Source organism: Aeromicrobium sp. A1-2, from assembly GCF_003443875.1.
In the GTDB taxonomy this organism is placed as follows: Bacteria; Actinomycetota; Actinomycetes; order Propionibacteriales; family Nocardioidaceae; genus Aeromicrobium.
In genome coordinates, this window is the sequence record NZ_CP027482.1 from 1,381,063 (window position 1) to 1,400,835 (window position 19,773).

At 67.1% G+C, this 19,773-nt stretch carries 19 protein-coding genes; 10 read left to right on the forward strand and 9 right to left on the reverse strand.

Annotation, left to right across the window (positions count from 1 at the left end):
* Positions 1–9 precede the first annotated feature (9 nt).
* Genes C6I20_RS06725 through C6I20_RS06735 form a run of 3 tightly spaced genes read left to right on the forward strand, consistent with a single transcriptional unit; the run spans position 10 to position 3,298 of the window.
* The gene (locus C6I20_RS06725; RefSeq protein WP_118395255.1) at positions 10–1,494 is read left to right on the forward strand and encodes an NAD(P)/FAD-dependent oxidoreductase; all 1,485 of its coding nucleotides are present in this window, start codon (positions 10–12) and stop codon (positions 1,492–1,494) included.
* Positions 1,491–2,426, forward strand: a complete 936-nt coding sequence (locus C6I20_RS06730) for an alpha/beta hydrolase (protein WP_118395256.1) — start codon at positions 1,491–1,493, stop codon at positions 2,424–2,426. The genes C6I20_RS06725 and C6I20_RS06730 overlap by 4 nt, the downstream gene beginning before the upstream one ends.
* A complete protein-coding gene (locus tag C6I20_RS06735) occupies positions 2,426–3,298 on the forward strand; it encodes a short-chain dehydrogenase/reductase (RefSeq protein WP_118395257.1) in 873 nt (290 codons plus the stop codon). The genes C6I20_RS06730 and C6I20_RS06735 overlap by 1 nt, the downstream gene beginning before the upstream one ends.
* A gap of 32 nt (positions 3,299–3,330) precedes the next feature.
* Here the strand turns inward: C6I20_RS06735 and C6I20_RS06740 are convergent, their stop codons facing one another.
* The 3 genes from C6I20_RS06740 to C6I20_RS06750 form a co-directional block, all read right to left on the reverse strand.
* Positions 3,331–3,672, reverse strand: a complete 342-nt coding sequence (locus C6I20_RS06740) for a hypothetical protein (protein WP_118395258.1) — start codon at positions 3,670–3,672, stop codon at positions 3,331–3,333.
* 96 nt (positions 3,673–3,768) lie between these two features.
* A complete protein-coding gene (locus C6I20_RS06745) occupies positions 3,769–4,539 on the reverse strand; it encodes a VIT family protein (protein WP_254052276.1) in 771 nt (256 codons plus the stop codon).
* 196 nt (positions 4,540–4,735) lie between these two features.
* The gene (locus C6I20_RS06750; RefSeq protein ID WP_162891170.1) at positions 4,736–5,407 is read right to left on the reverse strand and encodes a BON domain-containing protein; all 672 of its coding nucleotides are present in this window, start codon (positions 5,405–5,407) and stop codon (positions 4,736–4,738) included.
* Positions 5,408–5,653: 246 nt separating this feature from the next.
* Between C6I20_RS06750 and C6I20_RS06755 the strand changes: the two genes are divergently transcribed.
* Together C6I20_RS06755 and C6I20_RS06760 are read left to right on the forward strand one after the other, a co-directional pair.
* Positions 5,654–6,487, forward strand: a complete 834-nt coding sequence (locus C6I20_RS06755; protein ID WP_118395260.1) for a universal stress protein — start codon at positions 5,654–5,656, stop codon at positions 6,485–6,487.
* A gap of 33 nt (positions 6,488–6,520) precedes the next feature.
* Entirely contained in the window at positions 6,521–7,336 is an 816-nt protein-coding gene (locus C6I20_RS06760; protein ID WP_162891171.1) for a universal stress protein, read from the forward strand.
* Positions 7,337–7,567: 231 nt separating this feature from the next.
* On the opposite strand, the gene C6I20_RS06765 is transcribed toward C6I20_RS06760, so the two are convergent.
* Positions 7,568–9,382 carry a BTAD domain-containing putative transcriptional regulator gene (locus C6I20_RS06765; RefSeq protein WP_118395262.1) on the reverse strand — a complete coding sequence of 605 codons (1,815 nt, stop codon included), beginning with the start codon at positions 9,380–9,382 and terminating at the stop codon, positions 7,568–7,570.
* Positions 9,383–9,551: 169 nt separating this feature from the next.
* Here C6I20_RS06765 and C6I20_RS17040 point away from each other — a divergent pair, with 169 nt between their 5' ends.
* From C6I20_RS17040 to C6I20_RS06780, 3 genes are all read left to right on the forward strand, one after another.
* Entirely contained in the window at positions 9,552–10,079 is a 528-nt protein-coding gene (locus tag C6I20_RS17040) for a ribonuclease H (protein ID WP_162891172.1), read from the forward strand.
* Between the two features lie 38 nt (positions 10,080–10,117).
* Entirely contained in the window at positions 10,118–10,651 is a 534-nt protein-coding gene (locus C6I20_RS06775; RefSeq protein ID WP_118395263.1) for a universal stress protein, read from the forward strand.
* Positions 10,652–11,003: 352 nt separating this feature from the next.
* Positions 11,004–13,127 (forward strand): DEAD/DEAH box helicase, encoded by a 2,124-nt coding sequence (locus C6I20_RS06780; protein ID WP_254052277.1) that lies wholly within the window; start codon positions 11,004–11,006, stop codon positions 13,125–13,127.
* 2 nt (positions 13,128–13,129) lie between these two features.
* Here the strand turns inward: C6I20_RS06780 and C6I20_RS06785 are convergent, their stop codons facing one another.
* The 4 genes from C6I20_RS06785 to C6I20_RS06800 form a co-directional block, all read right to left on the reverse strand.
* A complete protein-coding gene (locus C6I20_RS06785) occupies positions 13,130–13,960 on the reverse strand; it encodes an MBL fold metallo-hydrolase (RefSeq protein ID WP_254052278.1) in 831 nt (276 codons plus the stop codon).
* Between the two features lie 43 nt (positions 13,961–14,003).
* Positions 14,004–15,173, reverse strand: coding sequence for a PP2C family protein-serine/threonine phosphatase (locus tag C6I20_RS06790; RefSeq protein WP_118395265.1), 1,170 nt, complete (start codon positions 15,171–15,173; stop codon positions 14,004–14,006).
* Positions 15,170–15,976, reverse strand: coding sequence for an alpha/beta fold hydrolase (locus C6I20_RS06795; RefSeq protein ID WP_118395266.1), 807 nt, complete (start codon positions 15,974–15,976; stop codon positions 15,170–15,172). The genes C6I20_RS06790 and C6I20_RS06795 overlap by 4 nt, the downstream gene beginning before the upstream one ends.
* Before the next feature lie 104 nt (positions 15,977–16,080).
* A complete protein-coding gene (locus tag C6I20_RS06800) occupies positions 16,081–16,887 on the reverse strand; it encodes a phosphatase PAP2 family protein (RefSeq protein WP_118395267.1) in 807 nt (268 codons plus the stop codon).
* Positions 16,888–17,030: 143 nt separating this feature from the next.
* Here C6I20_RS06800 and C6I20_RS06805 point away from each other — a divergent pair, with 143 nt between their 5' ends.
* Together C6I20_RS06805 and C6I20_RS06810 are read left to right on the forward strand one after the other, a co-directional pair.
* Positions 17,031–17,792 carry a 3-hydroxyacyl-CoA dehydrogenase gene (locus C6I20_RS06805; RefSeq protein WP_118395268.1) on the forward strand — a complete coding sequence of 254 codons (762 nt, stop codon included), beginning with the start codon at positions 17,031–17,033 and terminating at the stop codon, positions 17,790–17,792.
* Entirely contained in the window at positions 17,789–18,769 is a 981-nt protein-coding gene (locus tag C6I20_RS06810; RefSeq protein WP_118395269.1) for a nitronate monooxygenase family protein, read from the forward strand. Before C6I20_RS06805 ends, C6I20_RS06810 begins: the two co-directional genes overlap by 4 nt.
* Before the next feature lie 4 nt (positions 18,770–18,773).
* Here the strand turns inward: C6I20_RS06810 and C6I20_RS06815 are convergent, their stop codons facing one another.
* Entirely contained in the window at positions 18,774–19,736 is a 963-nt protein-coding gene (locus C6I20_RS06815; protein ID WP_118395270.1) for a family 16 glycosylhydrolase, read from the reverse strand.
* Between the last annotated feature and the right edge of the window lie 37 nt (positions 19,737–19,773).

Below are 19,773 nucleotides of genomic sequence, written 5' to 3' on the forward strand. Positions count from 1 at the left end.
GCTGAAGTTATGAGCACTCAACATTTCGATGTCCTGATCGTCGGTGCCGGCCTCTCTGGCATCGGTACGGCCTGCCAGATCAGTAACGAGCATCCGGACCGCTCCATCGCAGTCCTCGAACGCCGCGAACGACTTGGCGGAACCTGGGACCTGTTCCGCTATCCGGGCATCCGCTCGGACTCGGACATGTTTACGTTCGGATACAAGTTCCGGCCCTGGCACGATCTCAAGGTGCTCGCCGATGGCGGCTCGATCCGCCGGTACATCGCCGATACTGCGACGGAGTTTGGGATCGACGAGAAGATTCAGTACGGCATCAAGATCGTGACGGCCGACTGGTCGAGCGCAGAGCAGCATTGGACTGTCACGGCTGAGCATGAGGCTAGCGGCGATGTGCGGACGTACACCTGCTCGTTCCTGATCAGCTGCACCGGCTACTACAACTACGACAACGGCTACCTCCCCGAGTTCCCGGGTGAGGAGACCTTCGAGGGCCAGTGTGTGCACCCGCAGCACTGGCCTGAGGACCTCGACTACGCCGGCAAGAAGGTCGTCGTGATCGGCAGCGGCGCCACCGCGGTGACCTTGGTTCCCTCCATGGCTGGCACCGCCGACCACGTGACCATGCTTCAGCGGTCACCGTCCTATGTCATGTCCGTGCCGGGGCTGGACAAGATCTCGAAGGGACTCGCCAAGGTGCTGCCGGACTCCCCGGTCTACCGATTCGCGCGGTGGCGCAACATCGCGATCCAGCGCGGCCTGTACATCGCGTGCCGCCGCTGGCCCAGGACCATGCGCAAGTTCCTGCTCAGCCAGGTGCGTCGCAAGGTCGGGCCGGACTTCGACATGAGCCACTTCACGCCGGCGTACATGCCGTGGGACGAGCGGCTCTGCGCCGTGCCCGACGGTGATCTCTTCAGGGCTCTTGCCGCCGGAGAGGCCTCGGTGTCCACCGGTCAGATCGACACCTTCACACCGAGCGGGATCAGGCTGACCTCGGGCGAAGAGCTTGAGGCCGACATCATCGTCACGGCCACCGGCCTGCGTGTCCAGATGCTCGGCGGGATGAAGCTGTCGATCGACGGTACGCGTTGCGAGCTGCATGACCAGATGACCTACAAGGGCGTGCTGATCGAAGGCATCCCCAACCTTGCGTGGGTCTTCGGCTACACCAACGCGCCGTGGACCCTCAAGTCCGACATCGCCGGCAAGTACGTCTGCCGGCTCCTGCAGCACATGGACGACAACGGTCACGCGGTCGCAACTCCTCGCGACACGGAGGGCAGCGCGCTAGACATGGGCATGCTCGACCAGCTGCAGTCCGGCTACGTCCAACGCGCCAAGGAGACCTTGCCGAGGCAGGGCTCCTCAGGGCCGTGGAAGGTCCTCATGCACTACGGCAAGGACTCGAAGATGCTGCTCGAGGAGCCGATCGGCGACAGGCACCTGGAGCTGAAGGGCCCTGTCCCGGCGAACCGGTACGTGGCATCGTGACCACGCATCAGCAGGTCACCTTCTTGAGTGACGGAGCTCGCTGCGCAGCAACGCACGTGGTTGGTTCGGGCACCGCCTTCCTGGGTGACCGCGGGCGACCCTGCGTCGTGATGGCTCACGGCTTCGGTGGAACTCGAGACACCGGGCTCGATGACTATGTCGAGGGTTTCGCAGCTGCCGGGCTCGACGTGTTCGTGTTCGACTACCGCGGCTTCGGTGACTCCGACGGCAGCCCGCGTCAACGAGTGTCGTACAGGGACCAACGTGACGACTACCGCGCGGCAATCGCGGCCGCACGGGACATCTCGGGGGTCGATCCAGAACGAATCGTGCTGTGGGGCACCTCCTATTCGGGAGGTCATGTCGTCCCGGTCGCGGCCCACGACCCTCGGGTAGCGGCGGTACTCTCGCTGACACCCGCCATGGACGGCCTGGCAGCACTCGGTGCGATCGCTCGCCGGCATCCGCGGATGCTGCTTGCGCTGGTCGGGCATGGTTTGCGCGACGGGTTCCGTGCGATCACGCGGCGTCGACCGCACCTGATGCCCATCGTGGGGATGCCGGGTACGACGTCGATGATCAGCGCTGCCGGTGCGTTCGAGGGGTATCACGAGCTGGCCGGTCCCACGTGGCGCAACGAGGTCTGCGCGCGGGCCGCCCTCGCGGTCGCGTTCAACCGCCCCATCCGCTCGGCATCAAGATTGCGCGTCCCCATGCTGGTCCAGATTGGTGAAACTGACGCCGTCGCGCCGCCAGCTGCTGCTCATCGCGCGGCGCAGCAGGCAGACGGGTTCGCCAACGTCTTGACGTACCCGGTCGACCACTTCGACGTCTATCAAGGTGTTTGGCAACAACAGATCCTCGCCGACCAGATCAAGTTCCTGTCCCAGCATGCTTCAACTCATCGATCGAGAGAAAGGTTGGCCCGCTGATGGCCCGCTACGACATCAAGGACAAGGTGGCGCTCGTGACCGGCGCTGCTCGCGGGATCGGTTTCGAGACCGCGAGGCGGCTGCATGAACGGGGCGCGTACGTCGTGCTGGTCGACCTCGATGCCGAGGCGACGATCCTCGCGGCCAAGCAGGTTGGCACCCGCGCGATCGGCATCGCTGCCGATGTCACGGACGCAGAGCAGATGCGCGGCGCGGTGGCTCAGGCCGTCACCAGGTTCGGACGCCTCGACGTCGTCATGGCCAATGCCGGAATCGCGCCGCAGCCAGCGACGATCAGGGCGATGGATCGGGTCACGTTCGAGCGGGTGCTGGAGGTCAATACCGTCGGTGTCTACCGCACGGTCCACGCAGCTCTGCCCGAGATCACCAGGAACAGCGGGCACGTCGTCGTCGTGGCCTCGGTCTATGCCTTCGTCAACGGTGCGATGCTGGCGCCGTACGCGATGTCCAAGGCTGCCGTTGAACAATTCGGTCGAGCCCTGCGTGGCGAGCTCGCTCTGCACGGTGCATCCGCCACCGTCGCCTACTTCGGGTTCATCGACACGGCGATGGTCCAGGAAGGCTTCGCCAGCTCGATCGCCCAGCGATTTGAGCGCACGTTCCCGGCCTTCCTGCGTGACCGCCTGCAGCCAGCCGACGCCGGCCGTGCTGTTGTCGCAGGGATCGAGGCACGTGCTCCCCGGGTCGTTGCGCCCAAGCGCTGGACGACCTACTCGATGCTCCGGGGGATCGTGAACCCAGTTCTCGACCGCAGGACCGCACGCAACAAGACCATCCAGGAGATCCTTCGCGACGCGGACATGCCAACCGCCGAGCGAGCTGAAGTCCTGCCCGAGTCGCGATCCCGGTAGCGCGAGCGAGGATTGCCGATGCGGACCCGGTCTCAGGTGAGCTTCTTGCGCGAGTCCAGCAGGGCGGTCCGCAGCTCCTTGTAGGCATTCTCGACGCCGGTGCGGAGGGTCTCTGCGACGGCAGACGTGGTGCTGCTCGCGTCCTCCATCTGCCGGCGAGCCTTGCTCCAGCGAGTCTGGAGTTCCGAGGTCAGCGCCTCGAGTCGGTCGGTGGCTTCGGTGGCGCCCAGATGGACCTGCAGCTCGAGATCGTCGATCCGTCCCTGCCACTGGTCAACATGCGCCTGGGCGAGCTGGCGGGTCACGGCCGCGTGGTCCTCGGAGAGCTTGTTGAGCCGTGATTCGAGTTGGGCAATTCGTTCGTCGGTAGTCATGCGTGGAGTCTGACCACTGTTTCGGCGGGACGATAGAGCCGAACGTCCCACCCTCGAGCATCGGTTGAGTCCCGGGGGTGCCGCGTGGGTGGGCAGCTACGCAATTGCCGTGCCGAACATCGCGCCGATGCCGTAGGTGAGTGCCATTCCGGCCGCCCCGCCGGCGACGATACGGATCACGGCGCGGCGCACGCTGCTCCCACCGATCCGCGCGCTGAGACCACCGGTGATCGCCAGAGCCACGAGCACGGCAAGGAAGGTGATCGGCACCCGGATGCCTGAGGGAAGCAAGAGGATCGACAAGAATGGCAGGAGAGAACCGAGCAGGAAGGCCGTGGCAGACGCCAGACCTGCGTGGGTCGGGCTCGCCAGCTCGTTGGGATTCAGGTGCAGCTCTGCCTCCGCGTGTGCGCCGAGCGGGTCCTGCGCCGTGAGCTCGACGGCGACCTGGTGCGCGGTGGTCTGGCTGAGCCCCTTGGACCGATAAATCATCGTCAGCTCGTGCAGCTCGGCGTCGGGCTCCTCGGCCAGTTCCCGGCGTTCCTTGTCGAGCAAGGCTGACTCGCTGTCGCGTTGGCTGCTGACGGAGACGTACTCGCCGAGTGCCATTGACACGGCGCCTGCCACGATGCCCGCCATCCCGGCCGTGAATATCGGTCCGCGGCCTGAGGTGGCCCCGGCCACGCCGATCACGAGTCCGGCGACTGACACGATCCCGTCGTTCGCGCCGAGGACACCGGCCCTCAGCCAGTTGAGGCGGCCTGCCTGACCCGGTTGGTGCGGCTCGTCGTGCAGGGGAGCGATGGAGCTTGGATCCTCGCGGCCACCCCGACGCCGTGCTGCCGGGTCCGGCGGGCTGTCTGACACTTCAATCTCCTTGGCGATGGCTTTGGCCGGTCATGGTGCTGTCGGTCTCGCGAACGCCGCGGCGAGAGCCGCCATGGCGGCGAGCTGGCGCGTGTGACGACGGCGGGCGACGAGAACGCGTTGCGCGTGGTGGGACATGGGGCTCCTGCAGGTCGGCGCGGGGTGCGGCACCGGTGAGTCCGGTGCCCTCGGGTGGTTAGGAGACGACAATCCGGATCTGGTTCGTGACTGACGTGACGTGGGGAGACGACCAAGCGGCGTGGCCAGCCTGCTGCTTCTCGGACCACGACGTGACGGTTCCCTTGAGAGTGACGTTCGTGCCATCGACCGTTGCGGTGATGGAGTTGGCATCCCGGGTCGCCTTGCGGACGACGGCTCGGCGCACGAGCGCCTCCGTGCCGTGAGCGGTGGGACGCTCCTTGAGCAGGATGTGGTTCTCGACGTGTGCGACGCCATCGATGTGCTCGACCAGGCGGTGCGCCGAGTGTCGTTGGTAGTCCCAATCCACCAGCCCGGTCAGTGTCACGACGTGATCCTTGACCTCGGCACGTACCTGGCCGGCTGGGACCACCGAGCTCCAGCGCAGTGAGTTGGACACGGCCTCCGCAACGTCGCTGTCGGTGTGGGCGGCCCCGACGAGGTGGACTGTCAGCTCGTTCGCGATCGCGATCACGCCATGAACGCTGAGGGCAGCCTTGGCTGCCGCGGTCCGCTCTGCCAAGGTGCGCACGTCGCCCGAAAGCGTGGCCACACCCTGGTGGACCGAGACACCCACATTCTCCGCGTGCACCTGTGGGGTCCAGTCCAACTCTTCGGTAACTGCCTTCTGGACGTCATGATCCGTGGTGAAGAAAGTAGGCGCAGGCATGTGTCGGCTCTCGTTCGGCTCGGAGGCAGATCCTCCTGGTCGTGAGCCTGCCGCGTGGTCCGTCTTCATGGCACTGGCATAGGCCACCACTTGGCGGGACTGAAGTCCTTCCTCGCCTCGGGGCCGACACGAGGCATGCCTCGCGTCAGGAGGGACGTTCGTCCCACAGGGTCCGGCCCTCGGCCCCTGGTGCGAGACGGGTGAAATGGCGATCATGGAGACATCATCGGGACATCAGGAGGCTCCATGAATTCGCCGCTCAATCCTGTCGTGGTTGGTGTGGTGGGCCAACAGCCCTACGCGCTGCAGTTTGCCGCCGACGAGGCACATCTTCGCCAGACCGCCCTGCGAGTCGTGCATTCGGCAGGGAACTCGGCGCAGGTCGCCGACTTCTACGCCGGCAACGAGATCTATGACGCGCTCCAGCAGGCTGGGCGCGAGATCCTTCAGGAAGCTCAGGAGGCCGTGGACGCCGATGGGCGGCTCAGCGGGACGACATACTCGCTGTCCGCACGCACACCGGTGGATTTGCTGGAGAGCGAGTCGCTCGAAGCTGCTCTCCTGATTGTCGGGTCGGACGAGATCAATTGGCTCGACCGTCTCCTGGGTGGGTCGGTCACGGGCCGCCTGGCATTCCACGCGCACTGTCCGCTCGTCGTCGTGCAGGAGCCCAACTTCACCCCCACGCCCACCGAGACTGTGGTCGTGGCCCTGGACGGCGAGGAGGCGGATGCGGCTCTGCTGACCTTTGCCTTCGAATGGGCCGACCTGCACCACCTGGATCTTCGGGTCCTGCATGCGACCGATCCCCGCTGGCTACCTGCCGATCTGCGGATCATGCGGGCCAACATCAGCGAGGTCCTCGCCGGGTGGCGGGAGATGTACCCCGAGGTGACGGTCCACCTGGAGTTCGCCTCGGCCGATCCCGAGGACGCGTGCGTCCGCGCCACAGGGACAGCGGACCTGATCGTGATGGGGAGGCCCAGTCGGCGGAGCCTGCCGTTCCTGTCCGCCGGCTCCATCGTGCCGCACGTCATCAGTGCGGCTCACTGTCCCATCGCCATCATTCCGGGAGCCTGACCCGTGGTCGGTCCGAACAGGCACCAACGTGTCGTGGTCGGAATCGCTGATACCGAGGACGGCGCGCTCGGCCTCGCGCTGCGTCGGGCCGAGCAGCACAAGTGCGGCCTGCGCGTCGTCCACGCCTTCGACGTGCCGGGATCGGGGCTTCACTCCACCTACACTCCGGCAGTCGTCGCGGGCTTCGAAGAGGGCGGGCAAGCGGTGCTGGACCGTGCTCGAGAGGTGATCAGCAGCCTCGACCCGAAGGTCGACGTCGAGTATGCGCTCGTGCGCGGGCGGGCCTCACTGATCCTGCTTGACGAGAGCTCGTCGGCGAGAGAGATCGTCATCGGTCCTGATGACTCCCCGTGGTACGTCCAGCTGTTCCAAGGACGCGTCGCGAAGTCGCTGGCCGCGCATGGCCGGTGCCCCGTCACGGTGGTGCCGGATGGCTGGTCGTCGGAAGGGTCGCCCGAGCTCGTGATCGTCGCGCTCGACGGGGAGTCCAATGCGCACGGCCCGGTCAGTTACGCGTTCGACGTCGCGCAGCTCGAGGGTCGGTCGCTGGAGATGCTGCATGTCGTCGAGCCGGACAAGAGCGGGGCCGCGGTGATGCAACGTTGGGGGGAGATGTCGCACCTGCTCGAGTCTTGGCGCCGACGCTTCCCACAGGTTCGCGTCAGGACCGTGGTCGTGCCGGGAGGGGCCGTGGCGGTGAGCCGGGAAGGCTCTGCCGAAGCTTCGCTGCTCGTGGCCGGCCGTTCGTCTACGCACGGCGTGGATCTTTTCGCGCGGCCCTTTGCCCAAGAGGTGATCCGCTCGTCCCACTGCCCCGTCGTCGTCGTGCCGACGGATTACCGCGCGTAGTACCGCAACTGCGAGGGAAGCAGAGCATGCCGCGATGCTCCGACCTATCGGGGCTCGACGACGGCGATCCGCTGACGGCTCTGGTGCGCCAACCCACGGAGGGCGACCAGTTCGTGAAGCAGTCGTCGGATCATCGTCCTGATTGCCACAAACTTGCCGTTGACGCGCTGATGGTCGGGCCGTAGGTAGCAACGCCGTGCTCGCGAATTGACGCACACCACAACGGCTGTGTCAGCGCGCGACGCGGGCCTGGTCCGAAGCGCGGCGTCCGGGGCTGCCGCCTCGACGCTCGACGGAGGCCGCCGGACGGCTGTCGCCTACCACCCGGGAGGGGCCGTCGCCGATCCGCTCGACCAGGCGAGTGCGCAGAGATGGCCGGAGCCAGAGCTCGAACAGGTCCTGGGTAGCCCGGTCCCGAAACACGTACCCGAGCTCGCTCGGGCAAAGGATGCCGCGGTCGGCCAAGAAGTCCATGCGGTCCTGGATGTGGAGGCGCCGCCGCTCGGTCCGTCGCTCGCTGCCCAGTAGGTCCATCACATCGGCGGGCAGGGCTGGCCGATCGGCGACCGCGAGGACCTGGCAGATCTCCATGTCCTCCGGGGCCAGCTGTTCGGCGAGGACGCGGAACGTCGCCGATGCCGCCGCCTGGGCTGCCGGTGCGGCTGATGCGTTCGCGAGCTCGAGACCCCGCGGCGTCGAGATGATCTGCCCGGTTGACACCCAAGCCTGCAGCGTGTCGACCGCTGCGCCGGCCAGACCGTCACAACGGCTCCTGAGCACGCCCATGAGTCGGGGGGAAGGCCGACCAGCGAGGATCGCCTCGGCGAGAGCGAACAGATCCTCGTCGTCGACCGGCGGCGAGTCCACGACGTGCACCCGGTAGCGCGCGTCGTCGTCCGCTTCCTCGGCGAGCAGTGAGGCGGCTTCTGGTGAGGTGATGAAGACCAGGACACGACCGATCTGTGGGTCGATCGTGGCGAGGACCTCGGCCATGGCGGCCCGCGCCCTGGCCGGGGTCAGGTCCACCGGCCCCATGACGGCGATGTCAGTGGCCGCCGACTCACTGGTGGCTCGCTGGATGGGTGCTCGCCGCGCGACCTCCACGGGTCGAACTGGGCGCAGGCGAACAGCGAGCTGGTCCGTCGCGGCGCGCAGCAGGGCCTGCCGACCCGAGGCAGTTGGTCCGATGAGACAGACGACATCACTGCCGTCGCCGTCGATGCAGTCCTGGATGGCCGTGGCCAAGGCCTTCAGGGGTGCGGTGCGACCGACGAACGACGGAGGTGCAGTCTCGTTCTCGGGCTCCCACGACAAGAGCTGGCGGTGCAGCGCCCGAGTCTGCGTCGACGGGGATGCGCCAAGATCTGCGAACAGGTTGCGTCTGCAACGGTCGTACGACCGCAGCGCGGACTCGATCTCACCGATCCCGGCGTACGCACGCATCAACGAACGGTGGGCACGTTCAAGGCACGGGTCGAGGCTGATCGACAGGGTCGACATGTCGATCGAGTCGCGCATCCACCCCAGCTCGAGCGCGCTGTCAGCGGCCTCGGCGAGCAGCGTGGTGCGCAGGGCGACCAATCCGGCGCGGACGTCGACGGCCCAGGTGCTGTCGTCGTCGTGAGCATGGAAGTCGTCGACGTAGAGCGCTTCGGCCTCCTTGACCAGCGCGACCACCCGGGCATGATCACGGGACTGGACGGCCGCGGCGGCCTGATGCGCAAGATCCTGATGTGCCTGGACATCGACCCAGCTGGCTGCGAGTCGCAGACCGTCGCCCTGCCTGGTCACGGCCTCCCGTCCGAGTGCGCGGCGGATGTTTGCCGTGGCCGTCCGGAGGCTCGCGACCGCCCGCGCCTCGTCGACTCCCGGCCACAGCCGATCCATCAGGCTCTGGCTGCTGACCGACTGTCCGGACGTGATGGCCAGGATGCGCAACAAGTCAGTCGTCTTTCCGGTCGTCCACCGGGACGACGGCACGATCTGCCCGTCGGCTGAACGCACCCAGAGGCGTCCGAACAGGCGAATCTCGATCTGTTCGTCCATGAGTTCTCCCGAGTTCCTCGCGACTGCCTGCCGAACAACGTACGGGACGCAGGGTCAGGCCGTCCTGCTGTCTAACCCTTCGAACCCGTCCACACCGACCCGGGTGCCGTGCGCCACACTGTGCCGAGGGTCGTGGCAGGCGGCTCGTCGAGGACCATCAGGAGCGCTTGTGACACTGGCCAGGAATCACACCGACGTGACCGGACTTGCGGGCGCGGTGATCGTCGGCACCGACGGATCGTGTGTGACGAATCCCGGCCCGACCGGTTGGGCGTACGTGGCCGACGACGGAACCTCGGCGTGTGGTGGGCTGCTCGAGGGCACCAACAACATCGGTGAGCTGCTTGCGGTCGTGAACGCCCTGCGGGACTTCGCCGACCGTCCGTTGGTCATCCAGGCCGACTCGTCGTACACGATCGGCTGCTCGACGACATGGGCTGCCGGATGGGCTCGCAACGGGTGGAAGAACTCCAAGAAGGAGGTCGTCGCGAACCTCGAGATCGTCCAGTCGATCTACGCGCTGATGCAGGCGCGGCGCGACACAGGCGCTCCGGTGTTCTTCCAGAAGGTCAAAGCGCACCTGGTGGACCTGTCGGTGTGGCCCCTCAACGTCGCGGCCGACGAGCTGGCCGGCCGAGCGTCTGCCCGCGCAGCCCGCGGTGACGTTGCCGAGCTGCGCACTGCTGCACGCCCCTGAGGTAGTCGGGTGGTCCCAGCAGGAACTACCGTCGGGTCATGACTGTCTCGAAAAAGATCGACGTGCATGGCGGTGTTCTGGTGGCGCACGACGGATCGCCGCACTCGCAGGCCGCCCTGCGGACCGCCGTACGGATGGCAGAGGCGCTGGGCCTGGATGTGACGGTCGTGCGCGCCTGGAGCCTCAGCACCGCCCCCCGTCCGGAGAGCTGGTCGGCGGGATACGTGCCGCCGATCGAGGAGTTCGCGGCCGCGACCGCCAGTGAGCTGGAACGGGATGTCGCATCCGCGCGTGCGGCGGCCCCTGGAGTCACGATCCGGACCACCGTGGTCCACGAAAGCCCGGCTCGCGCGCTGCTCGAGGCATCGGCCGATGTCGACCTCTTGGTCGTCGGCAGCCGTGGCCGCGGAGGGTTCACCGGGCTCATGCTGGGCTCGGTCAGCGAGCAGGTCGTGCGCTACGCCGCGTGCCCCGTGCTGGTCGATCGCGACCGCGGCGACCGACAGCGCGATGGCGGCAGCGATCGGGAGCAGATGGAAGGCGCGCTTGCGAGCGAGCTCAAGCTGGACTGACACCCTGCGCGCGTTGCGGAAGGTCCCGGCGTTCCCGTGCGTTGGCGCCCAAACGGCATGGGGGAGGGGTAGCATGGTTGACGTACCAACCCCTGCACTGCCGCTGACTGGCCGCGTTCTACTCGGCTGAAGGCGACGTGACATCTGGCCGAAGGTCGGTGTCGAGCGCGATGCAGGCGTTGCGATGTGTGTCCACCGCGTTGATCGGGTGGTCGATCGGTCGTACGGCATGCGTCGTGGAGCGGCTTCCAGGACCCGCTCCGTGGGGGCGCATTGACGTATGGGCTGTCGGCCGGGCCCGGCGTCACGGCACCGCCTCGGCCTTGTGCCGGGCACTTCAGAGGAGGAACACGTGGCCAAACGAGGCCAGAGCCCGTCGAGCACCACCCGCACGTCGCCGCGGCGGGTCCGCAACGACGGCATCATGTCGGTGCTCGCGCGCGCAGTTCGTGAAGTTGAGGCCGGCGCGCAACGCGGTCGTCTGACACCGTCAGCGCGCACCAAGTTCCAGGTCGTGGCGCTGCTGGCTCGTGAAGAGCGCTTGCGGGTCAAGGCCGACGCCACCAGCACCGAGTCCCACCGTGCGGAGCAGCTCAAGCGCCTTGACGGGATCGGCACGATCCTCGCCCAGACTGCTGCCCGCGACACCTCCCTGCTGTCACTCCTCGCCGAGGACTCCGAGGTCACCGACGCCGCGACGATCCTGAAGTCGGACATGATGCGGGCCGCCGGACGCGAGGAGGAGGTCAAGCCGACCGCCGCTCCTCCCGTGTCGACAACGATCGCGCCCGCCAGCGAGCGTCAGGTCGTGCCCAAGTCCGTCGTGGCCCGCCAGCTCGCCAATCCATTCCTCACGCCCGATTTCGCCGCCGTGGAGCGACGGGAACCGCAGTCGCGCCGACTCGCGACCTGGGAGCTGCTGGGACCGCTGTTCTCCTCGTTCGAGCGGGCCGCCGGCGGATCGTCGGCCTGCATGACTCTCCCTGAGCCTGCCGACACCAAGGTGCCGAAGGGACTCACCCTGATGCGACACCAGGCCGAGCTCGTCGCGGCCGCCGAGGACGGGCACCGGACCTTCCTTCTCGCCGACGAGCCTGGCCTGGGCAAGACCGCCGAGGCGTTGCTCGCGGCGCAGGCCGCCAACGCGTATCCGCTGCTGGTCGTCGTGCCGAACGTCGTCAAGACCAACTGGGCCCGCGAAGCCGAGCTGTGGACACCCGGGCGTCCGGCCACCGTGATCCACGGCAACGGTGACGCGATCGACGGCTTCGCCGACATCGTCATCGTCAACTATGAAGTGCTCGACCGGCACGTCGGCTGGCTGGGCGACCTGGGCTTCCGCGGCATGGTGCTCGACGAGGCGCACTTCATCAAGAACAAGAAGTCGCAGCGCTCCCAGCACGTGCTCCAGCTTTCCGAGCGCATCCGCGCGCGGACGCCGCGACCACTGTTGATGGCGCTCACCGGCACGCCACTGATCAACGACATCGATGACTTCCGGGCGATCTGGCAGTTCCTTGGATGGATCGACGACAAGAAGCCGCTGGCCGAGCTCATGCACTCGCTCGAGGACACCGGGCTCACCCCGGTCGACAACGGCTTCTACTCGGCCGCCCGCGGCCGGGTCATCGAGATGGGCATCGTGCGACGTCGCAAGGTCGACGTGGCTTCGGACATCCCTGCCCGCCGCATCGCGGACCTGCCCGTCGAGCTCGATGACGAGGTCGGCCGGTCCATCCGGGAGGCCGAGCGCGAGCTGGCTCGCCGACTGGTGTCGCGCTACGACAAGGCCCTCGAGACCCGATCAGCCGGGGTTGTGGTTGACGGCATCGACCACGAGCTCGTACGCCGGGTCGCGACGTGGGAGCGCGAGGACTCCTCGAGCAAGACCGACGAGAACGTATTCAGCATGATGCGCCGCATCGGCCAGGCCAAGGCAGGACTCGCCGCCGACTACACCGCCCAGCTGGCCCACAGCGTCGGCAAGGTCGTGTTCTTCGCCAAGCATGTCGACGTCATGGACACCGCCGAGGAGACCTTCAAGGCTCGCGGTATCCGCTACGCCTCGATCCGGGGCGATCAGACGACAGCGGTCAGGCAGCGCAATATCGACGCATTCGTCGACGACCCAGAGGTCGCGGTTGCGGTCTGCTCCCTGACGGCCGCTGGCGTCGGCATCAACCTCCAGGTTGCCTCCAACATCGTGCTGGCCGAGCTTTCGTGGACCGATGCCGAGCAGACACAGGCCATCGACCGGGTCCACCGCATCGGCCAGGCCGAGCCCGTCACCGCTTGGCGGATCATCGCCTCGCAGACGATCGACACCAAGATCGTCGAGCTGATCGACAGCAAGGCCGGCCTCGCCGCACGCGCGCTCGACGGTTCGGACGAGGAAATCGCGTCGAGCTCGGACATGCAGCTTGAGGCACTCGTACTGCTGTTGACCGAGGCGCTGGGGGAGAGGATCGCCGACTGACCTCAGGTCAGGTGGTCGAAGTCGCCGTTGACCCAGCCGGCATGGCGCTCGGCGAACCACAGCGTGATCTGCTTGGCGTCTGACGCGATGACGTTGTCGAAGTTGCCGTAGAGACGGTCGAACTCGAAGCGGTCGACGTGCGCCGCGATGCGGCGGACCACAGCTGCTGACAAGGGCAGCCGGTTGGGATAGCTCCGCATGAAGCTCACCGATGTTCGATCCGGATTGGCGAAGATCGTGTCGCCGCTGAGCAGGACGCCGCGACCGTCGGCGCCCGCGGCCCAGTGCGCCACGGCACTCCCGGCGAAGTGCCCGCCGGGCTGGCTGAGCGTCACGCCCGGCAGGATCTCCTGGTCGCCGGCCCACATCCGGATGACCGGGTCGGGCCGCGCCACCCACTCCCGGTCTGCCTCGGCGACGAGGACCGGCACCCCACCGAGCCGGCGGCTCCACTCGACCTGTACCCCGTACATGTGCGGATGGCTCGCGACCACGAATCGTACCTCGCCCAGCTCCAGAACCTGTCGGGCGATGTCGTTGTCGACGTAGCCGACCGGATCCCACAGCAGGTTGCCGGCCGGGGTGCGCAGGAGCTTGGACTGCTGCCCGATGCCCGTGCCGGGTGTCGTCGTGATGGCGAAGAGATCCGGCTCCAGCTCGGCGATCTCGGCCTGGTGCCCATCGGCGGAGAGCTCCTCCAGAGTGGTCCACTGCTGGCCGTGGGACGGCACCCACTGCCGTTCGTCGGCACAGATTGCGCACATTTCGATGCGCTCGGCGTGCTCGACGGCGCAGGTCCGGCAGATCCAGAAGGTCTCGTGCGAGGTGCTCACCAGCATCACGCTAGAACAACTGGAGGAGCGACGAAACCCCGATCTACACGCCTTCAGGAACCTTGAGCGCCACGAGGGCGAGGTCGTCGGTGGTGCGACCACGCTGGAAGTCAAGGACGTCCGCGAGGAGGCCGGCGACGACGGCGGCAGCGCTGACACGATGCGTTTCGATCGACGCGTGCATGCGCTCCTCGCCGAAGAAGTCCGTGTCCCGTCGCCCCTCGGTCACCCCGTCGGTGTAGAGCAGGAGCAGATCGCCAGGCGCAAGCTCGAGGTGAGCGTCGACGAAGACCGGGTCGTCCAGCACGCCGACCAGCGAGCTGATGGCCTGCTCGGCGTGCGGTGCCTGGCCCGGTTGCACGAGTACAGGGGCTGGGTGGCCTGCGGTGCACACGTCGGCGACCCATCCGCGGTCGGACTGGCGCAGGTACATCAGGACGATGGTGCAGAACCGATCCGTGTCGTGGTCAAGCACGATCCGATTGAGCAGGTCCATGGCGGCGGCGGGTGACTCGCGCTCGACGACGGCGGCACGCAGCGAGTAGCGGACCAAGGCGGTGACGACGGCGGCGTCAACTCCCTTGCCGCACACATCGCCGAGCACTACGACCCACTCGCCTGCGCGGCGCTGGAAAACCTCGTAGAAGTCCCCACCGACTTCCTCGCCATCGCCTGCCGGTCGGTAGGCCGCGGCGATCTCCAGCCCGGGAACCTGCGGAGGGCTAGGAGGGATCAAGGTGTCCTGGAGGGTCCTGGCCAACAGCCGGGCGTGCGCCTCGGATGCCTCGGCCCGCTCCTTGGCGCGGAACAGCTCCCGTTCGTAGGCTCGTCGCTCGCTCGCGTCGAACACGACGACCCGCATGACCTCGGGCTCCCCGTTGTCGGCCCGCTCCAGTGAGGCATTCAGGAGGACCGCTAGCCGCGAACCGTCCGCACAGACTAGCTCGAGGGCGATCTCCCGCACGCTGCTGCCCATCAGGAGCATCGGCCGCAGGTGCGTCTCGCTGTAGACCGCTGTGGCGCGACTCAGCAGATCGACGAAGGTCCGCACGCCGACAAGCGACTCCGCGGTGTATCCGGTCCACTGCAAGAACGTGCGGTTGACGGCCAGGATCGTCCCCGACCAAGCAACGGTCACATATCCGCACGGTGCCATGTCGTACATCCGCTGGGCGTCGGTGACCGACGAGAAGCCGGACTCCGGCGTCGTCATGCGCGATGCAGGAAGGCTGTCATCGCCGCGATGGTTTCCTGCGGAGCACTGAGGTGGGGGATGTGGCCGGTGGCGTTCATCTGCACGAAAGTGCTGTCCGGGATCGACTCGTGGACCAGTCGGCCCGCACCGAGCGGTGCGATCGCGTCGTCGCGGCACTGCATCACCAGCGTGGGGGCGCTGACCTGGGGTAGGTCGGCTCGGTTGTCGGAGGTGAACGTCACCCGCGCGAACTGCCTGGCGATCTCGGGGTCGGTCCGGCAGAAGCTCTCGGTGAGCTCCTGGCCCAGCTCGGGCTGCTCAGGGTTGGCCATGATGAGCGGTGCCATCGTGCTGGACCAGCCAAGGTAGTTGTCGTCGATGACAGCCAGCAGCTCCTCAATGTCCCGCTCGCTGAACCCACCGACGTAGTCGTCCTCGGGGTGATCGACGTAGCAGGCCGACGGCCCCACGAGCAGGAGGCCGGAGAACAGCCCTGGCTGCGAGATGTCGGCCAGGACACCAACCATCGCCGAGACTGAGTGACCCACGAAGATCGTGTCCCGGGTGTCGAGCTCGCGGCACAGCTCGACGACGTCGTGCGCGTAGGCCGATAGGTCCGCGTAGCGGTGGGGGTCGTAGGCCGAGAGGTCGGAGGCGCCGGCCCCGACGTGGTCGAAGCAGATGACGTCGAACTCGTCCTCGAAGGCGGGCGCGACATGACGCCACATGTGCTGGTCGCAACCGAATCCGTGCGCAAACACCAAGGACGGTCCGCCGCTCACGCCGGTCCGTGTCACGTGGTGTCTAGAGGCGGCGTCCATCCGGCAAATTCTAGTGCCATTCGGGTGCAGGCGTGGCTTTCGCGGTTGACTGGCGGGCCCGAGGTGATGAATCCGTCATCCCAAGCCGGGGAGAGTGCTTCCGGTCAGGACACCGGCACCAGTGCCCGTCGTCGCGCGAACCGGGCGCGCACATAGCTGTCTGCCCGCAGCGACAGCCACAACAAACCGATCGCGACGAAACCGTCGAGCCACCAGTGGTGACCTGTCGCGGCCACGACGAAAATCGTGATGGGCAGATGGAGCACCACGATCCACCGCCATCTGCTCGTGCTGACCGCGAAGACGCCCAGAGCGACCACGGCCGCCCATCCCACGTGGATCGACGGCATGGCCGCGAACTGGTCCGAGATGCCGGTGCCGACGTCGCCGTAGACGTCGAAACCGTGCTTGTCCGACAGGTCCAGGAATCCCAGCTCCTGGATGAATCGTGGTGGCGCGACCCGGACGAAGCGGATGACGAGGCAGAACGCTGTCAGCCCGGCCAGGCCGTTGCGCCAGTGTGGATAGGCATCACGGTGCCGCACGAACATCCAGATCATGAAGATGATCAGCGCCGGGACGTGCAGCGTCGCGTAGTAGTCGTTGACCAGAGCCCCAAGAGGGTCGTGATCCACGACGAAGTGCTGCATCGAGATCTCCGTCGGCAGCCGGAAGAACTGCTGCACGTCATCGATGTCGCGGGCCCGCTGCAACGCGCCGTCGGTGTGCGTCAGCGGCAGCTCGCGGGCGAGGCGCCAGATCGAGTACAACGCCGAGATCAACGCGAACTCGTAGAACGCGGGCAGCAGGGCGTCGCGCAGGCGCCCCGGACGCAGCCGGCTCAGCGCCAGGAAGCACGCGATGCTCAACCCAGCCGCGATCGCCGCTTGGTCCCAGGTCGCCCAGCTCATATGCGTGAGGGCATCGGGTCGCGGTCCACGGCATGATCCTACGGAGAACGGTCGACAGATGCCGCCCCACTCCGAAACCAGTCCCGGCCGAACCGATAACGTGCAGCAGTGTTCGCCAGCCCAGCCGCAGAGAAGGACAAGACATGGATGTCAAGAACTCCGTAGCCCTCGTGACAGGCGGGGCCTCGGGCCTCGGACTGGCCACCGTCGAGGCGCTGCTCGCCGACGGTGCCAAGGTCGTCATCGTGGACCTGCCCGGCTCGCCCGGCGAAGAGGTCGCGGCCCGACTGGGTGACTCGGTGCGTTTCGCCGCTGCGGACGTGCGGGACGAGGACGCTGTCAACGCGGCTCTCGACGTCGCCCAGGAGCTCGGCGAGTTGCGGGTCGTGGTCAACTGTGCCGGAGTCGGCAACGCCGTCAAGACGACCGGCAAGAAAGGCCCCTTCCCGCTCGACGCGTTCAAGCGGGTCATCGAGATCAACCTGGTCGGATCGTTCAACGTCCTGCGCCTCGGCGCGACCCGCATGGCCGAGCTCGACCTGATCGGCGAGGAGCGCGGTGTCATCATCAACACCGCCTCGGTCGCCGCCTTCGACGGTCAGATCGGGCAGGCGGCATACTCCGCTTCGAAGGGCGGCATCGTGGGCATGACGCTTCCGATCGCTCGTGACCTCGCCTCGCTCGGCATCCGGGTCATGACGATCGCGCCCGGCCTGTTCAACACGCCGCTGCTCGCCTCGCTGCCCGATGACGCCAAGGCCTCGCTCGGCCAGCAGGTGCCGCACCCGAGCCGACTCGGCGAACCGGCGGAGTACGGCTCGCTCGCCGCACACATCGTGGCCAACCCGATGCTCAACGGAGAGACGATCCGTCTCGATGGCGCGATCCGCATGGCACCCCGATGAGCGCCGGACTGAAGACGAAGTTCACCGAAGCGTTCGGGATCGAGCACCCGATCGTTCAAGGCGGCATGCAGTGGGTCGGCCGGGCCGAGCTCGTCGCGGCAGTCGCCAACGCCGGCGCACTCGGGATGATTACGGCTCTGACCCAGCCCACCCCTGAAGACCTGGTCAAGGAGATCGCCCGCACCCGCGACCTCACCGACAAGCCGTTCGGGATCAACTTGACGATCCTGCCGTCGATCACGCCGCCTCCGTACGACGAGTACCGCCAGGTCATCGTCGAGTCCGGCGTCAAGATCGTGGAGACCGCCGGCTCGAACCCCGGTCCGCACCTCCCGCAGTTCCATGCCGCCGGCATCAAGGTGCTGCACAAGTGCACCAGCGTCCGGCACGCGATCAAGGCACAGGACCTCGGCGTCGACGGCATCAGCATCGATGGCTTCGAGTGCGCGGGTCACCCGGGGGAGGACGACATCCCCGGACTCGTGCTGATCCCCGCGGCGGCCAAGCACATCACGATCCCGATGATCGCCTCCGGCGGATTCGCTGATGGGCGTGGTCTGGTGGCAGCACTCGCGCTCGGCGCCGACGGCGTCAACATGGGCACGCGCTTCATGTGCACCGAGGAGTCACCAATCCACCGGAACATCAAGCAGTCGATCGTGGACTCGACCGAGCGGGACACCGAGCTGATCTTCCGTACGCTCCGCAACACCGCACGTGTCGCGAGCAACACCGTCAGCCGTGAGGTCGTGGAGATCCTCAACGATGGCGGACAGTTCGAGCAGGTCCGTGACCTGGTCTCGGGTGCCCGTGGCAAGACCGTCTACGAGCTGGGAGACCCCGAGGCGGGGATCTGGAGCGTCGGCACGTGCCAGGGCCTGATCGACGACATCCCATCAGCCGGCGCGCTGGTCGAGCGCATGGTGCGTGACGCCCGCGAGATCATCACCGGCAAGCTCGCTGGCATGGTCGCCTGACAGGTCAGATGTCCCGGCCCTGATGCACCCGCACCCAGTCGACCTTGTAGTGGAACTCCGGGCGGGTGTGGGTGTCGTCGGCCTTGCCCCAGTAGTCCGAGCCCACCTGCATGTTGAGCCGGATGTGGAAGGTGTCGTCGAATGACTCGCCGGTGAAATACGGCTTGGACGACAGCGGGACGGTGCCGACGGTGCGACCGTCGTAGGTGTACCGCAAGCAGGTGGGCGACCAGTTGACGCCGTAGGTGTGCCAGTCCTGCCAGATCGGCTCGTGCGCCTCGTCGTCGTGGGCGCGGCCCATCGTGTGCGCGTACGTCGACTTCTGGCTCGTGTCGGACCACGAGTTCCAGTAGTACGAGCTGGACGGGTCGTAGCTGCGGGTCGTCGGACCGCCGTAGGACTCCATCGGGTCGATCTCACCGAGCCGGTGGTCTGCTCGCAGCCAGAATGCGGGCCACACCCCGCGTGACATCGTGCTGCGGCTCGGGACCAAGGCCCTGATCTCGAAATGGCCGTACTTCTGCCCAAACCGGTCGCCTGCGGCGTTGCCGTAGCCGGCCTCGTCGATCGTGTCGACGTAGCCGGTCGAGTAGTCGCGGGTCGTGTTCCAGGTGTAGCGAGACCCGGCGGCCATCTGCCACTGCGACTCCGGGAGCTTCCTTCCGACGATGTCCAGGCTGCCGTCGTGGACCGTGACGTTCTCGGTGCGAATCTGCGCCTGGTCGAACGACAGATAGGTGTCATCGCGGACTCGCCACTTCGTCCGGTCGATCGCGCGGCCGTCGAAGTCCTCCGCGAAGGTCAGCCGCCCCTGGGCCGGGTCCGAGTAGTCGATGTCCTCACACGCAGGTGCCGACGTCCCGGGACGCAGGGGGCCGAGGCCGGCCAGCAGCCCAGCGACGACCGCAGCGCAGGCGGCCGACCAGACGATCCGTCGACGCCTGGGTCGGTCCGGTCGCTCATGCACCCGTCCACGGTAGGTCCACCGACCACCACGCCGTGGC